Genomic DNA, 22,329 nt, shown 5'->3' with positions numbered 1-22,329 from the left:
TGCGCTGACGAGCAGATCTTTCAGGCCTAAGCTGTGCGACCCGAGACGCTTCTCGCTGCCAATACCATCGGAATGATCTGGCTGTGACCGCTTGCGCGGAACGATGTCTCCGCTTCGCGGAGGACAACCGGGTCACCATCCGGAACAGAAAGAACGATATCCGCATCGATATATTTGAGGATGCGGGAAATCTCGGTTGGATCGGCTGCGCCGAACTCAAGCAGCACGGTGTCGTAACTTCCCGACAATGCCCCAAGCACCATCAAAAGCCGGTCGCGGACACCGCTGACGCGGTGTCCTGAGCCCACGCCCTGCGGGACGATATGCGCGGTAGAGAGCCGGTCGCGATGGATGGTCTCGCCGAAGGCTGCATCGCCCGTTAACAGGTCCATAATACCCGGCAGCGTTTCGTCCGTTACCATCAGCCGCGACGGCGCACCTGTCGCCGTCATGTCCACAAGCACCACGGATCGCGCCAATTCGGCGATCGCTCTTGCCAGCATAACGGTGGCCGTCGATCCATCGGTCCCACTGGGGGACGCGACAACGGCAACGGGCTTGGCACCTGGCATGACGAGAAGGTCAGCGACGTAAGCTATCGGAAGACCCGCCTCGGCAGATGGAGGATTAAGATCATCCTGGGGTTCGGTCACATTGTCGCTCGCGCTCATGGCGTCTTCTTTTCCTCATCGCTGGCAGCTTCAGCAGCGCCGCCACCATTCTTCCTTTCTAACCTTTCTGCGGTAACACAAGCGTTAACCTTAAGCAGCACGCGGGCATCATGATGCGCTTAAGCGAAATTCCTCCAAAGAAAGTTTTCTTTACCGGGAATTAACCATGACGAACGGATAACTGGGGTCAAGAAATGTCCCGGAGCCTGATTGCGAATGAATTTCGCCATCCCACGTTTGATATCGGCTTTTGCCCTTGCTGCCACAATGACGCTTGGTGGTTGCGCTGCGTATCAACCGGCGCCCTCGGCCATCAATGCAGCCGCCTTGCAGCCCTATCGCCTGGATAGCGGCGACAGGTTGCGCGTCACCGTTTTCGACCAAACCGGCCTCACAAACACCTATACTGTCGACCAAGCTGGTTACATCGCCTTTCCTCTCGTTGGACAAATACCCGCACGCGGCAGAACAGCCAAACAAGTCGAAGCAGCGCTCGCAGCGCAGCTTCGCAAAGGCTATCTCCGCAATCCAGACGTCAGCATCGAGGTCGATCGCTATCGCCCGGTCTTCGTCATGGGTGAAGTGGGCAGACCCGGACAGTACTCCTACGTACCGGGCATGACGATACAAAACGCCATAGCCGTTGCGGGTGGCTTCACGTCACGCGCAAATCAGCGCGATGTCGATGTGACGCGCAAGCTCAATGCCGATGTCAAAACCGGACGCGTGCTGATCTCAGCACCCGTCCTGGCCGGCGACACCATCTATGTGCGGGAACGTTTCTTTTGACGACATTGCGTCACAGCGCTCTCTGGCTTCATCATAGCTAAAGCCAGAATTTCAAGTTCAGCGGCAAAAGCAGCGGGCGCCGATCGGGCAGCCTTAAGCTTCTGTCTATAGTTGCGGGTAAACTGGTATTGCGTATCCCGCCCCCATTACTGCTGCAGCAGCCTGACAATTCTTTTGGGCGCTACAGTCAAACCGAGTGCGCAAAGCGATTTTCATATGGAAATCGTCAACGCTTCTTTTAGTATCTGTAGCTTATCCATATCTCATAATGATGGTGGGATAAGTCCATGGGCGATCAAGAAAGAGACGGACGCAACTCCGATCTCGATGTCGTGCGGTTGCAGCTCTCTCAAAAAGCAGCAGGAAACGGTGACGGCGGTAAACCAACCCTCAATCCCTTCGCCCGACAGATCGCCAATCAACTTCGCGATACCAGCCACTCACCGAATATGGTCATCGGTCAGTTGCGGGTCTTCGAGTTCGTCGGCCTTTCGATCATCTCGATTGCTCTCAATGGCATGGAGATCTCCGGCAGCTGGAGCGCTCATTTGGCGCTCGTCGTCGCCTGTCTCTTCAACGCGGGTCTCACCGCCCTTCTGCTTCAGATCACCGATACCTACCAGCTTCCCTCGCTACGTCGCCCTTTGGCGATGGCGGCGCGCATCGTGGGTTCGTTTCTCACCGCATGTGGCGTGACAGCCGGTGCGATGCATATGCTGTTAAACGAGGATGGATACTCCTGGGCTGGCTTTGCTTGGTGGGTTGCGGCGGGGTCAGCCTTTCTTCTTCTGGAAAGATCGATCGTCGGTCTCGTCATTCGTCACTGGGGCCGCAACGGTGTGATGGAGCGCCGAGCGGTCATCGTTGGCGGCGGCCAGGCGGCAAGAGACTTGATACGCTCTCTGGAGCAGCACGATAACGACATCCGGATATGCGGCATCTTCGACGATCGCACAGGTGCCCGCTCACCAGAGATCGTCGCTGGCTATCCGAAGCTTGGCACCTTTGCCGAACTGGTCGAGTTTGCCCGCATGACGAAGCTCGACATGCTGATCATCGCGCTTCCCACTAGCGCGGAAGCGCGCATCATGGAACTTCTTCGAACGCTCTGGGTGCTGCCTGTCGATATCCGCATCGCGGCCCATGCCAACAAATTGCGTTTCCGGCCCCGCTCCTATTCGCGCGACGGCAGCGTGCCGATGCTCGACGTGGTGGACAAGCCCATCCGGGATTGGGACGGCGTGGCGAAACGGGTGTTCGATATCCTGTTCAGTGTCATCGCCCTTCTCCTGCTCTGGCCCGTGATGATCGGAGCCGCTATCGCCGTCAAAGCGACCTCCAAAGGTCCGGTGTTCTTCAAGCAGAAACGCCACGGCTTCAACAACGAGACGATTAATGTCTGGAAGTTTCGCTCGATGTATACGGAGATGAGCGACCCCAGTGCTGTTAAAGCGGTAACCAAGAATGATCCGCGCGTCACGCCGGTCGGCCGTTTCCTACGCAAATCCTCGCTGGACGAACTGCCTCAGCTCTTCAACGTGCTGGCAGGAGATCTGTCTCTCGTCGGTCCCAGACCCCACGCCGTTCATGCCCAGACCGGCGACTTGAAATATACCGAAGTCGTGGAACACTACTTCGCCCGCCACAAGGTTAAGCCGGGCGTTACCGGATGGGCGCAGATCAACGGTTGGCGCGGCGAGATCGACAACAGCGACAAGATCAAGCAACGCACCGCGTTTGATCTCTACTATATTGAAAACTGGTCTCTTTGGCTCGACCTCAAGATTCTCTTCCTGACACCGATCCGTTTGCTAAAATCGGAAAACGCCTATTGATGGACCTGTAGCCGATTACCACCTCCCCGGTGGAACCAGGCAGGATTTTCCGCGTTGACCCGCCGTAAATCTTCATTTTCAGGGGAAATCCGAATGACGCGGTCTAACAATCTCTACTTCATCATTGGCGCGCTGGTCGTACTCGTCGCCGCTCTTGGTATCTATGTGTGGCACGAAGAGTCGAAGCCTAAGGGTATCGAAATGAACATCGGACCAAACGGCGTGTCCGTGCAGGAAAACTGATCGTCTTCGGGAGGGGCGCAGCACACTGTCCTGCTGCGCTACCTCGCGCATATCGGCGCCTCCTCCGCAACGCCATTTTCCGTTTTTGTCCTGCGGACTTTATTTTTAGGGTTGCGTGCGAGACGCCTTCTATATAAACGCGTCTCTTGTGTCGGAGCGTAGCGCAGCCCGGTAGCGCACTTGACTGGGGGTCAAGGGGTCGCAGGTTCAAGTCCTGTCGCTCCGACCATTTTTGAGGTTCTCCCCAAGCCTCGATCATTCTAGAGAAAAGCATTGGCATCAGCCATTTGACCGTCTTCGCATGGAGACATGTTTGGCTCTTTCTCTTCACGCATCCTTCCACTGAAATGCTCATTTTTGGATTTTCTAATGGAACGCTCATGCAGGGCGACGTGTTAGTCCATCGTAACGAGATGAGGCATCGCTGGGGTGCTTTGGAAGAGATGGAGAGAGAGATGAACAGCATTATCTATATAGTCGGTCTAGTCGTTGTCGTTGGCATGATCCTGTCTTTCGTCGGCTTGGCCTGATAGGACAGGCGTCTAATGTACGAGGGGCTGGCGCTTCAGTTTGTTGAAGGGAAATCCAGCCAGCGTCCCGCGCAACCCGGCGGCAATGCTTTGTCGGGTGTTGCCGAAGCTGATGTTTCAGGCGGCGCGCTGACGGGTGGCGCAGGTGTGATGCCGCCCGGACCAACAGATAGGGTGGCGTTCTCGATCTGCCAGCTTACGTTCGGATCGAAACGCACACCGTCAAACGTCACTGAGATCGGATGGGCGGCGTCATAGCCGCGGAGGACCAGCGTCCCTGTCTCGCCCGTTACACTTCGCAGCAGAATGTCACGGTAAACCGGGATGTCAGAGCCATGGGCCTGTTTGTCGTAACGGGTATCAAAGTCGATCGGGTTACGATTTCCGCGCAGGCACACATTCTCATATTGGATGGCGCTGACGAGCCCGCCCCGACTGATATCGCTTTTGATACGCAATCCGGACGTCGCCCCGTCGATGGTGACGTTTTGGACGAGTATGTCGCTCACACCCGATTCGGTCTCACTGCCGATCGAAAGGCCATGACCCCAATAGAGGTGACTGTCGAGAATCGAGACGTAACGGGTCGGAGCGCTTCCGCCCTTGATGGCGATGTTGTCGTCCCCGCCACGGATGAAGCTGTGAGCGATGGTCACGTCCTGCGAACCGGCAGGATCGATACCGTCCGTGTTGCGCGCGTCCGCAGGTGTGTCGATCCGCACGCCCCAGAGTGTGGCGCCCTTCACACCGTTCAGCATGATGTGGAAGTTTGGCGCGTTCCGTAGCGTCACGCGGTAGAAAACGATGTCAGCGCCGTCATCAACCTGGATTAGCCGAGGATTGTTCTGTTTGCCTCCTTGGCTTTGGGCGCGGCGCGCAAGTTGCCACCAAGTCTCGTTGCTGCCGGCCATAAGCGCGCCACCCTGACCGTCGATAAGGCCATCACCGACCAAAGCTGCGCCTTGCGTTTTTTCAAACAGAATGAAGGGGCGACAGCCCTGCCCTTTCGTATCGATCGTTCCGCACGTCCCTTTGCCTCGGTCATAGGCGTGAGGATCAGCGACTGCGGCCAGCACCACGCCTCGGTCGAGCCAGAGGGTGACGCCGGAACGAATGGTCAGCGGGCCGCTGACGAAGCGACCGCCAGCGGTGCCAGCCGACAGCTTGACCACCTGACCTGCGGGGCATGCATCGATTGCCGCCTGAAGCCGCTGCGTGTCCCACGCCTGTTGCGCGGATGCGCTTTGCGCGGCTGGCTGAGGTGAGAGCGTGGCGCAGAGCTGGGTGGGTAAGGTAGGTTCCGATACCGTGCGGCGATCGCCGCTCACCGCCGCATAAGCCGGCGAGGTCACTACAAGGGCCAGCCCAACAGCAAGGCAATAGGCAGTGAAACACAAGGCGGGCATCTGATACTTGGTCATAGGCGAATCCTGTTTGGCAAGCACCCCGGGTTGAGGATCGTTGCGTCACAACACGTCGCATATTTTTATGATCGGATGTCAAACCTGCAAGTCTAACCCGGCATTCCGAGAGGGATTATTTGGTAGAATAGTCCCTCTCGGCTGACATAAGTGCTTCGGCGAAATGCGGGCGCATATCAGCGGCCGAGGCGCCAGATGAAGGCCGATACGGGCTAGAGCGTTTCCTTGTTAAATAGAAACGTTCTGCCGGAGCAGGTTTTCGTCAGGGCAAAGGCGATTGGCGAAGGGCATACCCAAAGGTACGGTCGAGCCGATCGCCTTTGAGCCTGACGGAAAGATGTCCGGCCCTTCGGGTTGGTTGAAACGGGCCACCTGCTTGCCCGGACGGCTTGGCCGTATGCTTTGGCTACGGCACGCGCCCTCCGGACAATCAGTCGATCCCGTTTGAACCAACAGAACTGTTTCTATTTAACAAGGAAACGCTCTAACACCTCTCCAGAACAAAGACGTGAGGTCCCGACCTGAAAATGCGGGAAAGCTGAAAGTGAAAGTTACGTCAGTGACCAGGCGCAGCAACGACACTATTGATTGCCGTGCCTACATCCGCGCTAAACTGTTTTCGATCCGCTCCCAGCTCTCATCCATGGGATAGGCTGCGGAGACAACCGGCACACTCAGGTGACCATAGCGGATGGACAACTGCTTCTCTGCAGTCTCAGGATCGACCCCTGCAATCTTGCCCAGATAGAGGGCGGAGGCGAGGCCTGTACGGTCGGATCCGGATCGACAGTGAATGAGGATCGGTTTTGGTGACGAACGCATGATCTCGACCAGGGCTTCCGCCTTGTCCATCGAGAGCGCTTCACGCGCCGACATGGCGAAATCAATGTGATGGACGCCGAGGGCCTTGGACTCCGAGACCTCATCCTTGTACCAGGTGGATCCATCGTTCTCGCCGCGCAGATTGATGACGGTCTTGATGCTGTGTTGCTTCACATAAAGTGCCAACTGCTCGGCACTCGGCTGGTTCGATCGATAAAGTTCGCCGGCCAGCACCTCATGGAAGTTTCCGGAGAGTTGGAGGAAGCCCAGATAGCCGAAGAAGCTTAGCAGTAGTACCGCCACGGCGCCTATCAGGGTGATCAGTTTTTTGCGCATGATATCCATCTTCCGACTTCTATTGGCGGGAGGGATAGATGCTGAGGCTGACATCAAGATGAACGTTTCTCACCCGACAAACGGGCAAGTCGGCATCATGTCACCGAACGAAGATATAGACGGCATAAAGGGCAATCAAAGCGCTGGCGATGAGTGCCGCGATCATGCCGAGGCGCTTTTCGATGAAGTGCCGGATGCGTTCGCCGTAGCGCTGCAACAGACCCGCGAGGATGAAGAAGCGAGCGCCGCGCGTCACGACCGCCGTGATGATGAAGAGGCCGAGGCTGATATTCGCAGCACCGGATAGGATCGTCACCACCTTGATGGGTGGAAGGTGCGCGAGGCCTGACGTGATCAGCAAAAGCACGATTGTTTCATAATCAACCGAGGCCTTCAGCTGCTCGAACGCATCCAGCTTGCCGTAAAACTCCAGCAGCGGACGGGCAACACTTTCAAAGGCGTAATGGCCAAGATACCATCCGGCAATTCCGCCAAGCACCGATGCGGCGGTCGCAACCGTTGCGTAAAACATCGCTTTGCGGGGCTTTGCCAGAACCATGGGCAGAAACAGGACATCCGCCGGAAGGAAAAAGATCGAGCTTTCGACAAAGGCAATGATCGCTAGCCACCAGACGGCGGTTTTGCGTGCTGCAAGGTTCATCGCCCAGGCATAAAGACCCTTCAGCATTTTTCGTCTCCGTTCAATCCCGCGAGTTTGGTACTGATCAGGCGCAGCCACGTCCCACTCTGACGCATCGGCTGGTTTTCGAAGCCGCCACTTGTGACCTGCCAATACCGACCAAATGCGTGGATGGCAAATGATGCGGCGCAACATTATGACGCTCGATATACAAAAATGCTGCGGCGCGAAAGGTAAAATATCGGCATTTCATGAATACGCGCGCGGCGTTTTGCTGCAACGCAGTCTGAATTGCTTTTATTCTGGCGTTTCAATTGATTCGGCGTAGAATGAAGGCGCGAGGACATACTGAGGAGGAGACAGTTATGGACTACGTTAATTTCTTTACTTCGCTGAACCCGTTTATTCTCGGCATCTTGATGTTTGTTCTTTTATTGGGTGCCTACAGCAAGTGGGTTTCGCACTGACGATTTCGATAGCCCACGCCGTATCCATGCCAGTCACCGCACCTGCTTTGAGCATTTGCGGATAGTCACTTCTGGCCATGAATGATATCACTCCCGGAGTTCTAATTGATTTCGGGAGAAGGCATGACGCAGGACTTCGCGTTCAAGGATACGTCTGAAAATCTCAGTTCCGTTTTGCAAAAACTGATCAATCAGCTTGGCGGAAAGACGATCACTTTACGGGAATTGATGGAGGCTATCGGCGAACAGGGCCTCCTCCTGATGTGCGCCATTGCCTCCCTGCCCTTCCTCATTCCCGTTTCCATTCCAGGCGTCAGCACGGTATTTGGGGCCGCCATCATCATGATCAGCCTCGCCATCATTCTGAACCGGCTGCCGTGGTTGCCCAAACGCATTCTTGATCGGCAGATGGAGACGGCGCGCCTTGTGCCAGCGCTGCAAAAGGGCATCCACATCGTGTCGTGGCTGGACAGGTATATTCGCCCACGCCTACTTTCCCTGACAACCGGTGCGATCATGAACCGGGTGAACGGAATTGCCATTATGGTGTCCGGCCTGTTGCTGATGATGCCACTCGGCTTCATTCCCTTCTCGAATACCCTGCCGGGGATCGCAATCCTTTTATTCTCTGCAGGGATGATCCAGCGCGATGGAGCCACAGTGCTGGGTGGCTATCTGTTTCTTGCGCTCACGACGATTTACTTCGCAGCGTTGGCCTATGCGGCCATGTGGGCGGGCCAGGGCCTCAGCAACTCGCTTACGGGCGCCTGAGGTCCTTTTCTCCTTCGCGGCGCGCCTGACGGGCGCGCTTGCGATATTCCCACCAGATGGCCAGCTGACGCCGTTTGCGGCGAACGATGCGTAAATCCTGAGATAGTACCAAAAGGCCGAGTGGGACCATCCAGAAGCCGAGGATCGGCAAGAAGCCGAGAAAGCCGCCAATAATGAGCAACGTACCGATGACGATGCGCCCAACACGCGAGCGCGGCATCGCTACGCTCCATTTGCCCATGTGAAGCCGCCCCGTTTTGGGGTGAATACCGAAATTCACGCCAGATCACCTCGGCTCAAGAGGGTTGGGGAAACTTTTTTCAACATCGTCATGCCCGGAAACGTGGGGCCTTCAGTGGATAAAACAAGAGGAATGCATTTTTTTTGAAAAAAGCGCTTGGCAAATCGTCAAAGCGTTTGTATTACCCCGCTCACGCCACGCCAAGCGGCGCACGTTCCCTGGTAGCTCAGCGGTAGAGCATTCGACTGTTAATCGACAGGTCGCCGGTTCGAATCCGGCCCGGGGAGCCATTTTTACAATCGACCGCATTGTAAGCAAATATCTCTCCCAACATACCGCTGAAAAATCTCTGACTATCCAACGTCTTGAGCCTACACATCGTTGCGACGAGATCGCATATTCGGTACGACGAATAAGGATCAAGGCAGACGCTTCGGTCACTTGTCGTCATGGAGGCTGCGGATATGTCGATCACCGCTTCGCAATGCAGAGCCGCACGCGCCCTGCTCGACTGGGCACCGGAAAAGCTTGTCGAAGCAGCCGGTGTTGATCATGCTGCTTTAACGTCTTTTGAAAGTCGGGAAAGCGGCTCCGATCCTCAATTGGGCGACAGGTTCCGAGCCGCTTTGGAAAAGGCTGGGATTTCCTTCATCGACGACAATCAGACCTCTGCAGCCGGCGGTCCAGGTTTACGACTTTTGAAGTCACCCGGCGAATTCGATACCGATCAGTCTGAGACCGTCCAATATAAAGAACATCTGGCGCCCGATGCGCCGACCGGAGCTGGAGGCTGATATGGCCAAGAAAGACAAGCTGGAACATTCCGAGTTTTCAGGAGAGTTCGAAGACGACGGCATCACTGTGCTTGTGGATATCTTCCGACCTGCTGGAACGCAGCAGGACTGGCAATTGGAAGTCATCTCCGAAGAGGATGACGTGACGACATGGGACAAGCCCTTCGCCACAGACAAGGACGCCTGGGAGGAGTTTCTTGCTACGTGTGAGCGAGATGGCATCAGGAGCTTTCTTGGCGATGAGGAGCCAGCTGTCCACTAAGCCCCCCTTACCGGCGGGTATCTCATCGCACATGAAAAAGGCGACCGCTGTAGCGATCGCCTTGAACTCTTCTCATATCCGGCTTGTGGAAAAAAACGCTGGGTTTCAACGCTTGCCAGCGCGGCCGGAAACCGCTGTCGATGTAGCGGACACTGGGTCGCTTGCCGGGAAGGTGTCTTCCAGGCCTTCTTCAAGCTCGTCATTGGCCTGACCTTTGTCTTGCGACTGCTCGCGGTTGAGCGAGATCACGGCAGGCGATTCACCGGCGGCAGCCTCATCCTCGACGCCCAGCACAGACGTGTTGCGGGTCGCATCAATTTCCAATTCAGCTTCCTGCCAGTGGCGCTCATGGTCGCCATCACGCCGACCTTCGCTTTCCCACTTTTCATAGGCCTTGTTGCGTATTTCGGATTCGCGATCGACTTCCATGGTGCTTCTCCCGTTTTAGATAGCGGGAAAACAATCGGCACTCTTATTGGTTCCTGCGCTCTTACTCCGATGTTTTGCCTGAGCGGTGACAAAAGGAACGAAGCTGCACCCTGCCCGTTTCCCTATCACGAAACCAAAATAGATGGAGCTTACCATGGCCGACGACAAATCGACGATTCACAAGAACAATCATCTCGACATCAAGGACGAAGACGTCGCGCGCTTCGAGACTGAAGGCGATCTGACCCAGCATCAGCAGGAATTGGATCCCGACGAACTGACAAGCCTCAGAGCGCGCAGACAGGCGGCACGTCAGCACGAGGATGCCTTCATCGTTGCAACGGACTTGGAAGATGACGACCAGCGCGATGCCGCTCCAGGCACCCGCGAACAGCCATAGTCGCCGCACCCGAAGAGAACTTCACGGTGATATCTATCTCGCCCTGGCTTCTCTCTTTAGGCTGTCGTCCTGCTATGGACAGAATGTGTTGACGTGCATTGACTCATTCTGACTGGAAGCTCGGTCAACGACGAACCGAGACGATGGACTTGCGGCTGAAGTTGGAGACCTGTACGCGGCCGGACTGATTACCGCCCAGGATTTGGGCGGTGGCGCCACTCATGCTTTTCAAGATACCTGCATGGTAGTGCTTGCCGCTTCGAACGACCACAACGTCACCGGGTTTGGCAGCGCCGACCGGAACGGCATAACCGAATGATTTCCAGGATTTGGCAAAGCCGGAGGACTTTGGAGGGGTGCGACCCGATTTTTCTGCAACAACGCTGAGGAAGTGGCCGCACCACGGGGTTTTACGAGGATTGACGCCCAAAATTGCTTTCAGCGTCTTGTTGTTCTTGCCTTCATGAAGACCGGCATATTGCTCGGCTTGGTTCAACATTCCCGCCGAAGCGGGGGTCATGGCCACGGCGCAAAGCCCGACAGCCAAAAGAAACGCAGATACTCTCACACTCTTGCCCTTTAAAAGCACAGGACACCTGGCTCCAGCCCGCGCCGAAGTGTCCTTGCGCACATTCAAAGTAGGGCAGCCTGGGAGCGAAGTGGCTCGCTCACGGCGGCTGCTGTTGAGCCGTCTATGCTTCGAATTTAGCGAGAATTTGACCAGACATGGGCGATTATGGGTATGTTATGCCCCGAAATCGCCTTTGGCGTTATCAAAATAGCGAAGCCTGTTCGAGTTTAGGCGTGTTTTTGAAAAGACCTTCCAACTCTAACATTCGCTGCTTTGTCTTCACGCCGCCTTCGGCAGAAAAGCCGCCCAGTTTACCGCCAGCGGCGAGAACCCGATGGCACGGAATAAGAAGCGGTAGGGGATTTTTTGCCATCGCCTGTCCAACGATTTGAGCGGCCTGCGGCGGAGTGTTCAATTCCTTGGCGATTTCTCCGTAGGTTTTTCGATGTTCCCCACGGCATAGCCCTTACGACTTCGTAAACGTTTGAAAAGAAATCACTTTGGGTACCGATATCGAGCTTCGTATCATGAAACTCGACGCGCTGACCGGTGAAGTACGCTCTCACTTTTTCCAGCAGATGTTTTGCTTCCACACCCGGTTCGCAATGTTCGGCGTTGGGCATGCGTCGTAATAGATGCGCCTTGGCGTCATCTTCTAGATCAACGGGCAACTGGAAACGACAGATGCCGCCGTCATGCCATGCGAAGGCGCAAAAACCCATTGCAGTGGAAACGGTGGAGTAGCGGATTTTGCGCACGATCAACCTGCCCCATTTCAGTCCCATTCGCCCAAACGATTGTCGGCGTTAACGTTTCAGCAACCATTTTTTTGAGGTCAAGTCGAGGCCCGGCCCGGATTTTTCGGCAAGAGTGTGTCCTCGGGCGTCCGCCTCAACCCGCCACCGAAGCGATAGAGGCCAGCAAAAAGCCACCCGGCGGGAACGCGACGGGTGGCTGAAAAGGTATTCTTCGCTTGAAGATCAAACGGATCGCTTACGATGCGAGCTTAGGCATCTCCACAAGGCGGTTTGCATCGCGGCTCGCCTCAACGAAAGCGGTCCGGGCAATCTCGCCCGAAACACTACCCAGAAGCGATGCTCTGCAGAGGCGCAACGCCTGCTCATACGCCTTGCCATGACGGCTGGGCCACTCGTGTTGGAGAAAATCAAAGGCTTCATAAGCGCCGTTGAAGGTGCGAGGCGCGCCGTTCTCCAGGGAGATCACGACAGGCGCATCCCATTTTACTTCATTCAGCATCATTGGTGGGTCTTCCATACTCAATTCACGTGCCTCCAACGTCACGTCCAGCATATGGTTCCACCCGTTTTGATTAAAACCTGACAAAATTTACCCTTCAAAAACCATAGGTACCGCGCAACCGTATTACTGTCGTTGCAGGGGAGCGAAACACCCTTATGCGCGTTACAGATGAAAGCGGAAGGAACGCCTATGACGATGCAGGAAAGCCCCATTATTCTTTGGTTTCGCAAGGACTTGCGCCTTTCTGACAATCGCGCCCTTGCAGCCGCGCGGGAGCATGGTGGAGCAATCGTCCCGCTGTATATTCGCGAGGATCGGCAGGGCTCGAACGGCCCCTTGGGCGGCGCGCAGGAGTGGTGGCTGCATCACTCGCTGAAAGCCCTCTCCGACCAGTTGGAGAAGCTTGGAAGTCGCCTGATCCTACGCAGTGGAGACCCCGCTAAAGTCCTCAAGTCACTGATCAGTGATATTGGCGCGAGCACGATCTTTTGGAACCGTCGGTACGACCCCGATGGCATGGAGATCGATAGCCACCTCAAGAAGCAGCTTCGCGATGATGGATGTGAGGTCGAGAGTTTCTCAGGTCACCTTCTGCACGAACCATCCAAGGTAACGACAAAGAGTGGTGGACCCTATCGCGTCTACACGCCTTTCTGGCGTGCCATCGAAGGCGGTGACGAGCCGCCGGAGCCGACGGCGAAGCCGCGCCAGATACCAACGCCATCCAGCTGGCCGAAGTCTGAAAAGCTGGACAGCTGGAAGCTCCTGCCGACAAAACCGGATTGGGCCAAAGATTTCTCGGAGATCTGGACGCCAGGGGAAGCGGGAGCAAAAGAGCGGCTAGACGATTTCATCGATAGCGCGCTGAAGGGGTATGAGAAGGGTCGTGACTTCCCGGCACAGCCTGCAACCTCGATGCTCTCGCCGCATCTCGCCCACGGGGAAATCACACCCGCCCAGCTTTGGCATGCCACCAGAGGCCTTTCGTCCCATATATCCTCGAACGACATCAGCCGTTTTCGCAAGGAAATCGTCTGGCGCGAATTCTGCTACCACCTTCTCTTCCACTTTCCAAAGCTCAACGAGAAGAACTGGAATGAGAGCTTCGATGCGTTCGAATGGAAAACGAACACAGCCAACTTCAACGCCTGGAAGAAGGGGATGACGGGCTATCCGATCGTTGATGCTGGAATGCGACAGCTGTGGAAGCACGGCGTCATGCACAATCGCGTGCGGATGATCACCGCATCCTTCATGATCAAGCATCTCCTCATAGACTGGCGTAAGGGAGAGACGTGGTTTCGCGATACGCTTGTGGATGCCGACCCGGCCTCGAATGCGGGCAACTGGCAGTGGGTGGCGGGATCGGGTGCGGATGCCTCGCCGTTTTTCCGCATCTTCAATCCCATCATTCAGGGAGAAAAATTCGACCCTGACGGCGACTATGTAAAAACCTTCGTGCCGGAGCTTTCGAAGCTCGATGCCAAGTACATTCACAAGCCGTTCGATGCTCCAAAGCAGGTGCTGGAAAAAGCCGGAATCGAATTGGGCAAGACCTATCCGAAGCCAGTCGTCGATCATAATGAGGCACGCCAGCGTGCGCTTAACGCCTACTCTCAGATCAAGAAGAGTGAATAACCGCGGTATCGGTAATATTTTGCGCTGGAACTCTCTTCGTCAGAAGATAATTTCTTGTCACAAGGCTGTTAGATAACGACATAACGGCTTTGAATCGCTGACTGGACAGAAGGCCTGATCATGACCATCCATTCTTCCGTGCTGACCGCAATTGGCAACACGCCGCTCATCCGCCTCAAGGCAGCATCCGAGGCCACGGGCTGCGAAATTCTGGGCAAGGCCGAGTTCATGAATCCGGGCCAGTCGGTCAAGGATCGTGCTGCGCTGTTCATCATTCGCGATGCGGAACGCCGTGGCCTCTTACGTCCCGGCGGCACCATCGTCGAGGGTACAGCTGGCAATACCGGCATTGGGCTTGCGCTGGTTGCCAACGCGCTTGGCTACAAGACGGTCATCGTCATCCCTGAGACCCAAAGCCAGGAGAAGAAGGACGCGCTGAAGCTTCTTGGCGCGCAGCTCGTCGAAGTGCCGGCAGCGCCCTACTCCAACCCCAATAACTACGTGAAAGTCTCCGGGCGTCTGGCAAAGCAGATTGCGGCGACCGATCCGAACGGAGCGATCTGGGCAAACCAGTTCGACAATATTGCCAACCGTCAGGCGCATATCGAAACGACGGCACCGGAAATCTGGGACCAGACGGATGGCAAGGTGGATGGTTTCATCTGCGCCGTCGGCTCCGGTGGAACGCTCGCGGGCGTCGCGGACGGTCTTCGCGATTTCAACCCGGACATCAAGATCGGTCTTGCCGATCCGGAGGGGGCCGCCCTTTACGAGTTCTACAAGAACGGCGTTCTGAAGTCTGAAGGATCCTCCATCACTGAAGGCATCGGCCAGGGTCGCATCACGGCCAATCTCGAAGGCTTTACACCGGATTTTGCCTATCAGATCCCGGATTCCGAGGCCCTGCCGATCATCTTCGAACTGATCACGAAGGACGGCCTGTGCCTTGGCGGTTCCTCCGGCATTAACATTGCCGGTGCAATTCGGCTTGCCCGCGACCTCGGACCGGGGCATACAATCGTCACCATACTTTGTGACTACGGTAACCGTTACCAGTCCAAGCTCTTCAACCCGGACTTCCTGCGATCCAAGGGGCTTCCCCTTCCCGCCTGGCTGACGGAAAAGAAAGAGATTTCGGTTCCGTACGAAACCGTCTGAGGTGAATGCAGCATGCCCGTGAATGCCCTGTTTCGTGATGATTTTTATCTTTCAACTTGCGAAGCGGTGGTCACGGCAGTGCATGACGATGGTGGCATAGAGCTGGATCAGACCTGCTTCTATGCCACATCCGGCGGGCAACCTGGCGATACGGGCTTTCTCGAGCGCGCCGATGGTTCGAAGATCGAACTCGGCGTGACCCGCCACGGCGCAGACAAGAGCGTCATCATCCATGTTCCCCTGGAAGGACAACCCTCTCCAGAGATCGGGGAAAAGCTGACCCTCCACATCGACTGGCAGCGCCGCTACAAGCTGATGCGCATGCACACCGCTTGCCACCTTCTCTCCGTCGTCTGCTCATGGCCGATCACCGGTGCGGCCGTTGGCGAGGAGGAGTCGCGCGTCGATTTCGATATGTCGGAGACCATCGACAAGGATGATGTCACCGCCAAGCTGATGGAACTCGTGGAGCAGAACCACCCCATTTACCTGCAGTGGATCACCGACGAGGAACTGGCCGCCAGTCCGGGCATCGTCAAATCCAAGCATGTTCGTCCGCCCGTCGGGCTTGGCCGTGTCAGCCTTGTCTGTATCGGCGAGAATTCTTCGGTTGACAGCCAGCCCTGCGGCGGCACTCATGTGTCGGAAACGCAGGAAGTCGGCGAGATTTACATCGCCAAGATCGAAAAGAAGGGCAAGGAAAACCGCCGTTTCCGTATCCGCTTCGGCAACCCCGCCGACGCCGCCTGATTTCTGGGAGAAATATCGTGAGCACCGATAAAAGCCGTTTCGTCGTTTCGGCGGATTGGGTCGAGCAGCAGCTCGGAACGCCACATTTCCGCATCGTCGATGCCTCATGGTATCTGCCCGCGCATAAGCGCGACGGGAAGCAGGAGTATGCCAGCGGCCACATTCCGGGCGCCGTCTTCTTCGATCAGGATGCGATTGCCGATCATGACACGGGTCTTCCACATTCGCTGCCCTCGCCGGAGTTCTTCGCAGAGGAAGTCGGCAAGCTCGGCATCTCCGAGATGGACACCATCGTCGTCTATGATGGCCCAGGCTTCTTCTCCGCGCCACGCGTGTGGTGGATGCTGCGCGTTATGGGTGCCGAAAAGGTCTATGTGCTGGATGGTGGCCTCGATGGCTGGAAGGCTGCCGGCAAACCGCTTGAGACCGGAGCCCCGCAGATTGAGACGACAGAGTTTCACGCCGAGTTCAAGGCGAACCGTGTCACCTCATTCTCAGATATGCGCGCTGTCGTCGATAAGGGCGAAAAGCAGGTGGCGGACGCCAGAGGCGCAGGCCGCTTCACCGGCGACGAGGCCGAGCCTCGCGCCGGCATGCGTTCCGGCCATATGCCCGGTGCCCGCAGTCTGCCTGCCACCGCCTTTTCGGAAAACGGCCACTTCAAGGATCTGCCGACGATCCGCAAGATGATTGCCGAAGCTGGCATCGATCTTTCCAAGCCAGTCGTTACCAGCTGTGGCTCGGGCGTCACCGCCGCCGTTGTGACACTGGCATTGGAATCGCTCGGTCATTCGGACAACTCGCTTTATGACGGGTCATGGTCGGAATGGGGATCGAAGCAGGATACGCCGGTCGTTACAGGCCCTGCAGAGCCTCTGCCCACTGTCACCTACGGTCCGCTGAAGGCCCATGTCACACAGTTGGAGATGACATCCGCACCGAAGGTCAGCCTTCCCGTGCCGGTCAATATCCAGACGGCGATCATGCGCACGCACAACATCCCGCTGCATTTCTATCGCTACCTCTACTGGCGGGTCGGCAAGCGCTGGCACTGGCAGAAGCGCATGCGCATGAGCGATGCCGAACTTTCCGCTGTGCTGCATGACCCTAAGAACTGCGTCACGGTTCTCTATCTCAACGGTTCGCCTGCTGGCTTCTTCGAGTTCAACAGAACCAGTGACGAGGTGACCGAACTTTCATACTTCGGTCTCATGGAAGAAGCGATCGGCGCCGGCGTCGGCAAATGGTTCCTGCTCCAGGCGCTCTATTCAATCTGGCAGGATAATCCGAAGAAGGTCACCGTCTCCACCAATACGCTGGACCATCCACGGGCGTTGCAGCTCTATCAGATGATGGGCTTCTCACCTGTCAGTACCTATGAGGCTTGGGTAGAGCCACTGACCGACAGCGAGTATCTGGAGATTTCGCGGCGCGGCTGAGCGCCCGGCTGGCATCCCCCCCTCCTGTATCGAGAGTGGATCCATCCAGCCTGCGATTATCACGTCACTGTAGGCGGTTGAGTGACAGTGCTTAAAGTTCCTGACCGAGTTTGACAGCGGTCGGGATTTCCTTCGCAGGTGCGTCACCGCGATTGCCGTTCGTCGCGAGAAGATGGGCTGCGATCAGCTCGCCGTGGAATTTGGCAAGTTCGTAGCAATAGGTGATTTCGCGGCGTTCTTCAGACCAATAGGCATCGGGCCGGCCGCAGCTTCTGGCTGTCAATTTCACCTCGCCCTTCAGCTTGTAGGCGCTGAAACCGTGGGCGATCAGGTCCAGCACTTTCGACTCCTTCACCATCGTTGCATAGATGTCGAGAAAGGGGTCGCGTGCGGGCTCATAGTTGATCACGAATTTCGTCGTGCCCGGCGGCTTTACATATGGCTTAAGCAAGTCGTTCCAGCGCGCCACGGTCTGCGGATAGGCCACTTCGCAGGCCTTCCACTTATCCTTTGGCAGCCCCATCATTTCCGCGAGATCGCCATAGCCTTCGTTATCCTTGCCAACCATAAGGCACGCCATCTGGTGGTCGCGGGCGACGTTCGGGACGATAATCGTATAGAGCGGCGCATCGTGCTCGGGAAGCTCCCCGGCACCGCGCGCGAGGTACCAGCTATCGGTCGCATTGACGATGGCCGTGTCCAGCCACTCCTGATTGCCTTCCAACATGATGGTCGCGGCAAGCTCGTCGGCGGTGTTCTTACCTTCCCCCGCATCGGGAAGGCCGAAATCGGAGATCAGCATCTTGGCCGCTTCATGATAGAGGCCAAACACCGCGTTGCCGATGACGAAATTGACCGTCTGCTGCAGCTGGTCGTCGGAAAGATCGTCAAGCGTAGGTGCAACCTGCGCCTGTGCAGCCGGCATGGCAGAACATAAAAGAGCGACCGAAAGAACGGTTCGAAACCTGCGCAGCATTGACGTCAACTTTCCAGAACGAGGACGCAGCATAGATCGCTAAAGAGAACGGTCCACGCAATGGGTTGGTTTCGCTTAACGACAAGAAACGGGTGGATAGACGATTGTTTGGCAGCCATAGCGACAAAGAAGCAACTCAGCGAGGATCCGCCATGACCACCATCATATTCACCGCATTGCCCCAGCAGCATGTCGAGGCCATCAGGCTTGGCAAACCGGATTCGAACGGCCAAGTGCCTGAACGGATGATCGCCACCGGAGACCTGCCCTGCCGCGCCTGTCTGGGGCAGATCAGGGAGGGTGATTCGGCTCTGCTTGTCTCCTACCGGCCCTTTCGCCATGTGCAACCTTACGCCGAGACCGGACCGATTTTCATTCATGCCGAGGCGTGTGGGACTTATGATGGCGCGCAGGTTCCGCCGGCAATGCTGTATAGCGCAGACTACATCGTCCGGGGTTACGATGCGGGCGACCGCATCGTTTATGGCACGGGTGCGGTGACGCCGACGGCTGAGATCGCCGCTCGTGCACAGGAACTGCTTGCAAGGCCGGACATCGCCTATGTGCACGTTCGCTCGGCACGCAACAATTGCTTTCAGTGCCGCATCGACAGAGGTGATGACGGCCAAGGCCTTGGTGCAAAAGATTAAATTTTGCTCATTCAGCCATGAGGGTGGCGTGCGTCATACACCTGTCATTTTGCTGGTAGACTCCTCAGCAATTCGTTTTACCTTGTCCCGGCTTAGACAGGTCATCGTATTTTGAGATCAGGAGTTTCCATGTCATCCCTTATCGGCCTTCACCCTATCACGCGCCGTTCTCTCTTAAGCGGCATCGCGGCGTCGTCCGCATTCGTCATGCTGCATCCTTTTGCGGCGCGTGCTGAGGGCAACCAGGCGCATCTGCGCATCATGGAAACCACCGATATCCACGTTCACGTTTTTCCTTATGACTATTACGCCGATAAGCCGAACGACACGTTGGGTCTGGCACGCACGGCATCCTTGATCGATGCCATACGCGCCGAAGCCGGCAACTCGATGCTGGTCGATAACGGCGACTTCCTCCAGGGCAACCCGCTTGGCGATTACATCGCCTATGAGCGGGGCATGAAGGCGGGCGACAAACACCCTGTCATCAATGCCATGAATGTGCTCGGGTATGATTGCGGCACGCTCGGCAATCACGAGTTCAATTACGGCCTCGATTTCATGTTCAACACGTTGGGCGGGGCGAAATTCCCTTATGTCTGCGCCAACTTGACCAAGGGCCAGCTCGCGTCCGATCCGAAGCAGGATGAACTTTACTTCAAGCCCTACGTGATACTGGAAAAGCAGATCCGCGATGGGTCTGGCGCCACAAGCCCGATCAAGGTCGGCATCATCGGCTTCGTTCCGCCGCAGATCATGATGTGGGATGCGAAGAACCTCGAAGGCAAGGCGCAGACGCGCGACATCATCGATGCCGCCAAGGCCTGGGTGCCGGTGATGAAGGAACAGGGCGCGGATATCGTGATTGCGCTCTCCCACTCCGGTATCGATGGCAAGGGCCAAAGCGAGCGCATGGAAAACGCCTCTCTTTATCTCGCAGGCGTTCAAGGGATCGATGCGGTCTTCACTGGTCACCAGCATCTGGTCTTCCCGGGCCCCAAGACCTGGGATGGCATCGAAGGCGCCGATCCCGTCAAGGGCACGCTGATGGGCAAGCCTGCCGTGATGGCGGGCTTCTGGGGCTCGCATATGGGCCTCATCGACCTGCTACTGGAAAAGGACGGCAAAAGCTGGAAGATCGTCGACTTTACCTCCGAGGCTCGGCCGATCTACCACCGCGACGACAACCGCAAGATCGTTGCCGATGTGAAGGACAAGCCGGAAATCATCGAGGCGGTCAAGACCGATCACGAGGGAGCGCTTGCCTATGTGCGCCGCCCGGTCGGCAAGACCTCTGCCCCGCTCTACTCCTACTTCGCGCTGGTGGCCGACGATCCATCCGTGCAGATCGTCTCCAATGCACAGACCTGGTATATCAAGGATATGCTGAAGGAAGGCCAATACAAGGACTTGCCGGTGCTTTCCGCAGCCGCGCCCTTCAAGTCCGGTGGTCGTGGCGGCGCCGACTATTACACGGATGTCCCCGCCGGTGACATTGCAATCAAGAATGTCGCCGACCTCTATCTCTATCCAAACACCGTGCAGGCCGTCCTCATCAACGGCGCGCAGGTCAAGGACTGGCTGGAAATGTCGGCCGGCATGTTCAACACCGTCAAGGCCGGCTCCAAAGACGCGCCTCTGCTGAGCAGCGACTTCCCATCCTACAATTTCGATGTCATCGACGGTGTCACCTATCAGATCGATGTGTCGAAACCCGCGAAGTTCGACAAGGACGGCAAGGCGGTCAATCCGGACAGCAGCCGCATCATCAATCTGCAGTTCCAGGGCAAGCCGATTGACCCGGAACAGAAATTCGTTGTTGCCACGAACAATTACCGCGCCAGCGGTGGCGGCAAGTTCCCGGCAATCGGCAGCGACAAGATCATCTTCGTCGCCCCCGATACCAACCGCGATGTGATCGTGCGCTACATCATGAATCAGGGCACGATCAATCCATCGGCCGATGACAACTGGTCTTTTGCAAAGGTGGCTGACACGACAGCGATCTTCGAGACCGGCCCGAAAGGCCGTCAATATGCCAAGGATGTGAAGGGCGCCAAGATCGAAGACGCCGGCGATGGCGCCGAAGGCTTTGCCAAGTTCCGTCTGATGCTCGGTTAATGGTTGTGGCGGCGGCATTTTTGTCGCCGCCACTTTTCAGCTCTGCTGATGTTCGGTTCCCTGTTGAACGGGGAGAAACCTTTACTCGGCGGCATCTTTCAAGGGCATCGGGCGCACAGCGCTCAGGAAGCTCTTATTGTCCGGGCATTTCGATAGGCGTTTTTCAAAGCCATCGATCAGCCACTGGCTTGCCGGACCGGCAGGCGTATCGGCCTTTCGCAAAGAATACAGCGGATACTCGCCGAGTTCGTAGGCATCGAGGTCGAGCACCTTCAGACTGCCATTCATGATATCGGTCCTGACCAGCGATGCGGGCAGCCCACCCCAACCAAGACCACCCTTGATCAGCTGATATTTCGTCGCAATGTCGCTAACCCGCCATGTCTTGTAGGACAGGACATTGAAGTCGCGACCGTTGGTCAGCCCCGACATGTCCATGACCACCATCTGCACCTCTTCACGGACATCGGCGAGTGTCACCGGGCGGTGCAATCTTGCCAAGGCGTGGTCACTGGCGACAACCGGCACCATGAAGGAGTGACCGATCTTTTCGAGGACCAGACCGTCATCCTGCTGCGAGACTGCCCCGCCAATACCGATCAGCGCCTTTCGGCTTCTGACCATATCCATAACCATACCCAACTCGCCGACATTGAGGGTGAGCGACACGGTTGGGAATTCCTTGCGGAACTCACGCAGAACCTCGACCACCGCTTCCGCAGGCACCATGGTGCTGAGAACGAGCGAGACTTCCGCCTCCAAGCCCTGTTTCAGCCCCTTGGCGCGTGATCGCATTTCCTGCAATCCGGCAACAATCCTTCGCGCATCTTCCAGCATGGCGCGGCCCTCGTCGGTGAGCTTCGACTGGCGGCCACTGCGCTCGAAAAGGCTGACCTCAAGCTGCGCCTCAAGATTGGCGATTGTGTAGCTGACGACCGACTGGGCGCGGTTGAGCACGCGCGAAGCGGCTGAGAAGCTTCCGGTTTCGGCGACGGTCAGGAAAACCTGTAACTGGTCAAGGGTCGGGTTTGCGTCCATGTCCCATCCATTTTATCGATAGCTTAATTTCAGATTATCACAGTTTTCTTGATGGCAAAACTGGCGAATATATCACG

General features: G+C 56.7%; 23 protein-coding genes, 2 tRNA genes and 1 pseudogene. 15 read left to right on the top strand and 11 right to left on the bottom strand.

The genetic code is table 11. The features are described 5' to 3' along the window. Positions 1 to 26 precede the first annotated feature (26 nt). Positions 27 to 671 carry a hypothetical protein gene (locus tag QE435_RS19365; protein ID WP_349042370.1) on the bottom strand — a complete coding sequence of 215 codons (645 nt, stop codon included), beginning with the start codon at positions 669 to 671 and terminating at the stop codon, positions 27 to 29. A 216-nt stretch (positions 672 to 887) separates the two neighbouring features. On the opposite strand from QE435_RS19365, the gene QE435_RS19360 reads away from it, so the two are divergent. The 4 genes from QE435_RS19360 (at position 888) to QE435_RS19345 (ending at position 3,767) form a co-directional block, all read left to right on the top strand. Continuing rightward, positions 888 to 1,460, top strand: coding sequence for a polysaccharide biosynthesis/export family protein (locus tag QE435_RS19360; RefSeq protein ID WP_349042369.1), 573 nt, complete (start codon positions 888 to 890; stop codon positions 1,458 to 1,460). 287 nt (positions 1,461 to 1,747) lie between these two features. Then, positions 1,748 to 3,295 carry an undecaprenyl-phosphate glucose phosphotransferase gene (locus tag QE435_RS19355; protein WP_349042368.1) on the top strand — a complete coding sequence of 516 codons (1,548 nt, stop codon included), beginning with the start codon at positions 1,748 to 1,750 and terminating at the stop codon, positions 3,293 to 3,295. 93 nt (positions 3,296 to 3,388) lie between these two features. Continuing rightward, positions 3,389 to 3,538 (top strand): hypothetical protein, encoded by a 150-nt coding sequence (locus tag QE435_RS19350; protein ID WP_111847855.1) that lies wholly within the window; start codon positions 3,389 to 3,391, stop codon positions 3,536 to 3,538. Between the two features lie 152 nt (positions 3,539 to 3,690). Then, positions 3,691 to 3,767 (top strand) — tRNA-Pro (locus QE435_RS19345). A gap of 336 nt (positions 3,768 to 4,103) precedes the next feature. Here QE435_RS19345 and QE435_RS19340 read toward each other — a convergent pair. The 3 genes from QE435_RS19340 to QE435_RS19330 form a co-directional block, all read right to left on the bottom strand. Beyond that, entirely contained in the window at positions 4,104 to 5,489 is a 1,386-nt protein-coding gene (locus tag QE435_RS19340) for a glycosyl hydrolase family 28 protein (RefSeq protein WP_349042367.1), read from the bottom strand. A 597-nt stretch (positions 5,490 to 6,086) separates the two neighbouring features. Beyond that, the gene (locus tag QE435_RS19335) at positions 6,087 to 6,614 is read right to left on the bottom strand and encodes a dual specificity protein phosphatase family protein (protein ID WP_349042910.1); all 528 of its coding nucleotides are present in this window, start codon (positions 6,612 to 6,614) and stop codon (positions 6,087 to 6,089) included. A 133-nt stretch (positions 6,615 to 6,747) separates the two neighbouring features. Then, entirely contained in the window at positions 6,748 to 7,335 is a 588-nt protein-coding gene (locus tag QE435_RS19330; protein WP_349042366.1) for a YqaA family protein, read from the bottom strand. A 542-nt stretch (positions 7,336 to 7,877) separates the two neighbouring features. On the opposite strand from QE435_RS19330, the gene QE435_RS19325 reads away from it, so the two are divergent. Next, positions 7,878 to 8,525, top strand: coding sequence for an exopolysaccharide biosynthesis protein (locus QE435_RS19325; RefSeq protein WP_349042365.1), 648 nt, complete (start codon positions 7,878 to 7,880; stop codon positions 8,523 to 8,525). Here the strand turns inward: QE435_RS19325 and QE435_RS19320 are convergent. Continuing rightward, positions 8,512 to 8,805: a hypothetical protein gene (locus tag QE435_RS19320; protein WP_349042364.1), complete on the bottom strand. Its 294-nt coding sequence runs from the start codon at positions 8,803 to 8,805 to the stop codon at positions 8,512 to 8,514. The genes QE435_RS19325 and QE435_RS19320 overlap by 14 nt on opposite strands. 176 nt (positions 8,806 to 8,981) lie before the next feature. Here QE435_RS19320 and QE435_RS19315 point away from each other — a divergent pair. The 3 genes from QE435_RS19315 to QE435_RS19305 all read left to right on the top strand — a co-directional run bounded on the left by QE435_RS19315 (position 8,982) and on the right by QE435_RS19305 (position 9,822). After that, a tRNA-Asn gene (locus QE435_RS19315) sits at positions 8,982 to 9,056 on the top strand. Between the two features lie 174 nt (positions 9,057 to 9,230). After that, positions 9,231 to 9,560, top strand: a complete 330-nt coding sequence (locus tag QE435_RS19310) for an XRE family transcriptional regulator (RefSeq protein WP_309770870.1) — start codon at positions 9,231 to 9,233, stop codon at positions 9,558 to 9,560. Position 9,561: 1 nt separating this feature from the next. Continuing rightward, positions 9,562 to 9,822 (top strand): hypothetical protein, encoded by a 261-nt coding sequence (locus tag QE435_RS19305; protein ID WP_349042363.1) that lies wholly within the window; start codon positions 9,562 to 9,564, stop codon positions 9,820 to 9,822. Positions 9,823 to 9,927: 105 nt separating this feature from the next. Here QE435_RS19305 and QE435_RS19300 read toward each other — a convergent pair whose 3' ends face one another. Continuing rightward, a complete protein-coding gene (locus tag QE435_RS19300; RefSeq protein WP_349042362.1) occupies positions 9,928 to 10,251 on the bottom strand; it encodes a DUF2934 domain-containing protein in 324 nt (107 codons plus the stop codon). 154 nt (positions 10,252 to 10,405) lie between these two features. Here QE435_RS19300 and QE435_RS19295 point away from each other — a divergent pair, with 154 nt between their 5' ends. Next, complete coding sequence (locus QE435_RS19295; RefSeq protein ID WP_306932117.1) at positions 10,406 to 10,651, top strand: hypothetical protein; 246 nt, start codon at positions 10,406 to 10,408, stop codon at positions 10,649 to 10,651. A gap of 124 nt (positions 10,652 to 10,775) precedes the next feature. Here QE435_RS19295 and QE435_RS19290 read toward each other — a convergent pair whose 3' ends face one another. From QE435_RS19290 to QE435_RS19280, 3 genes and pseudogenes are all read right to left on the bottom strand, one after another. Then, positions 10,776 to 11,150, bottom strand: a complete 375-nt coding sequence (locus QE435_RS19290; RefSeq protein WP_306934806.1) for a TIGR02594 family protein — start codon at positions 11,148 to 11,150, stop codon at positions 10,776 to 10,778. A gap of 274 nt (positions 11,151 to 11,424) precedes the next feature. After that, a pseudogene (locus tag QE435_RS19285) lies at positions 11,425 to 12,007 on the bottom strand (methylated-DNA--[protein]-cysteine S-methyltransferase). A gap of 208 nt (positions 12,008 to 12,215) precedes the next feature. Beyond that, on the bottom strand, positions 12,216 to 12,482 hold the full coding sequence (locus QE435_RS19280; protein ID WP_296022258.1) for a DUF982 domain-containing protein: 267 nt from the start codon (positions 12,480 to 12,482) through the stop codon (positions 12,216 to 12,218). Positions 12,483 to 12,671: 189 nt separating this feature from the next. Here QE435_RS19280 and QE435_RS19275 point away from each other — a divergent pair, with 189 nt between their 5' ends. The 4 genes from QE435_RS19275 to sseA all read left to right on the top strand — a co-directional run bounded on the left by QE435_RS19275 (position 12,672) and on the right by sseA (position 17,467). After that, positions 12,672 to 14,120 (top strand): deoxyribodipyrimidine photo-lyase, encoded by a 1,449-nt coding sequence (locus tag QE435_RS19275; protein ID WP_349042361.1) that lies wholly within the window; start codon positions 12,672 to 12,674, stop codon positions 14,118 to 14,120. A gap of 120 nt (positions 14,121 to 14,240) precedes the next feature. Continuing rightward, a complete protein-coding gene (locus tag QE435_RS19270; RefSeq protein ID WP_309770865.1) occupies positions 14,241 to 15,278 on the top strand; it encodes a cysteine synthase A in 1,038 nt (345 codons plus the stop codon). A 12-nt stretch (positions 15,279 to 15,290) separates the two neighbouring features. Further along, positions 15,291 to 16,028, top strand: coding sequence for an alanyl-tRNA editing protein (locus tag QE435_RS19265; RefSeq protein ID WP_349042360.1), 738 nt, complete (start codon positions 15,291 to 15,293; stop codon positions 16,026 to 16,028). A gap of 17 nt (positions 16,029 to 16,045) precedes the next feature. Then, positions 16,046 to 17,467: a 3-mercaptopyruvate sulfurtransferase gene (sseA, locus tag QE435_RS19260; protein ID WP_349042359.1), complete on the top strand. Its 1,422-nt coding sequence runs from the start codon at positions 16,046 to 16,048 to the stop codon at positions 17,465 to 17,467. A 91-nt stretch (positions 17,468 to 17,558) separates the two neighbouring features. Here the strand turns inward: sseA and QE435_RS19255 are convergent, their stop codons facing one another. Next, the gene (locus QE435_RS19255; protein WP_349042358.1) at positions 17,559 to 18,443 is read right to left on the bottom strand and encodes a DUF4344 domain-containing metallopeptidase; all 885 of its coding nucleotides are present in this window, start codon (positions 18,441 to 18,443) and stop codon (positions 17,559 to 17,561) included. 152 nt (positions 18,444 to 18,595) lie between these two features. Here QE435_RS19255 and QE435_RS19250 point away from each other — a divergent pair, with 152 nt between their 5' ends. Then, the gene (locus QE435_RS19250; protein ID WP_306932106.1) at positions 18,596 to 19,093 is read left to right on the top strand and encodes a DUF1203 domain-containing protein; all 498 of its coding nucleotides are present in this window, start codon (positions 18,596 to 18,598) and stop codon (positions 19,091 to 19,093) included. Positions 19,094 to 19,222: 129 nt separating this feature from the next. After that, entirely contained in the window at positions 19,223 to 21,214 is a 1,992-nt protein-coding gene (locus QE435_RS19245) for a bifunctional 2',3'-cyclic-nucleotide 2'-phosphodiesterase/3'-nucleotidase (RefSeq protein WP_349042357.1), read from the top strand. Positions 21,215 to 21,295: 81 nt separating this feature from the next. Here the strand turns inward: QE435_RS19245 and QE435_RS19240 are convergent, their stop codons facing one another. Beyond that, a complete protein-coding gene (locus QE435_RS19240; protein ID WP_306932101.1) occupies positions 21,296 to 22,252 on the bottom strand; it encodes a LysR family transcriptional regulator in 957 nt (318 codons plus the stop codon). Between the last annotated feature and the right edge of the window lie 77 nt (positions 22,253 to 22,329).

This window comes from Agrobacterium sp. SORGH_AS 787 (assembly GCF_030819035.1).
Classification (GTDB): domain Bacteria; phylum Pseudomonadota; class Alphaproteobacteria; order Rhizobiales; family Rhizobiaceae; genus Agrobacterium; species Agrobacterium larrymoorei_B.
This window is presented reverse-complemented; position numbering and strand designations above follow the sequence as displayed.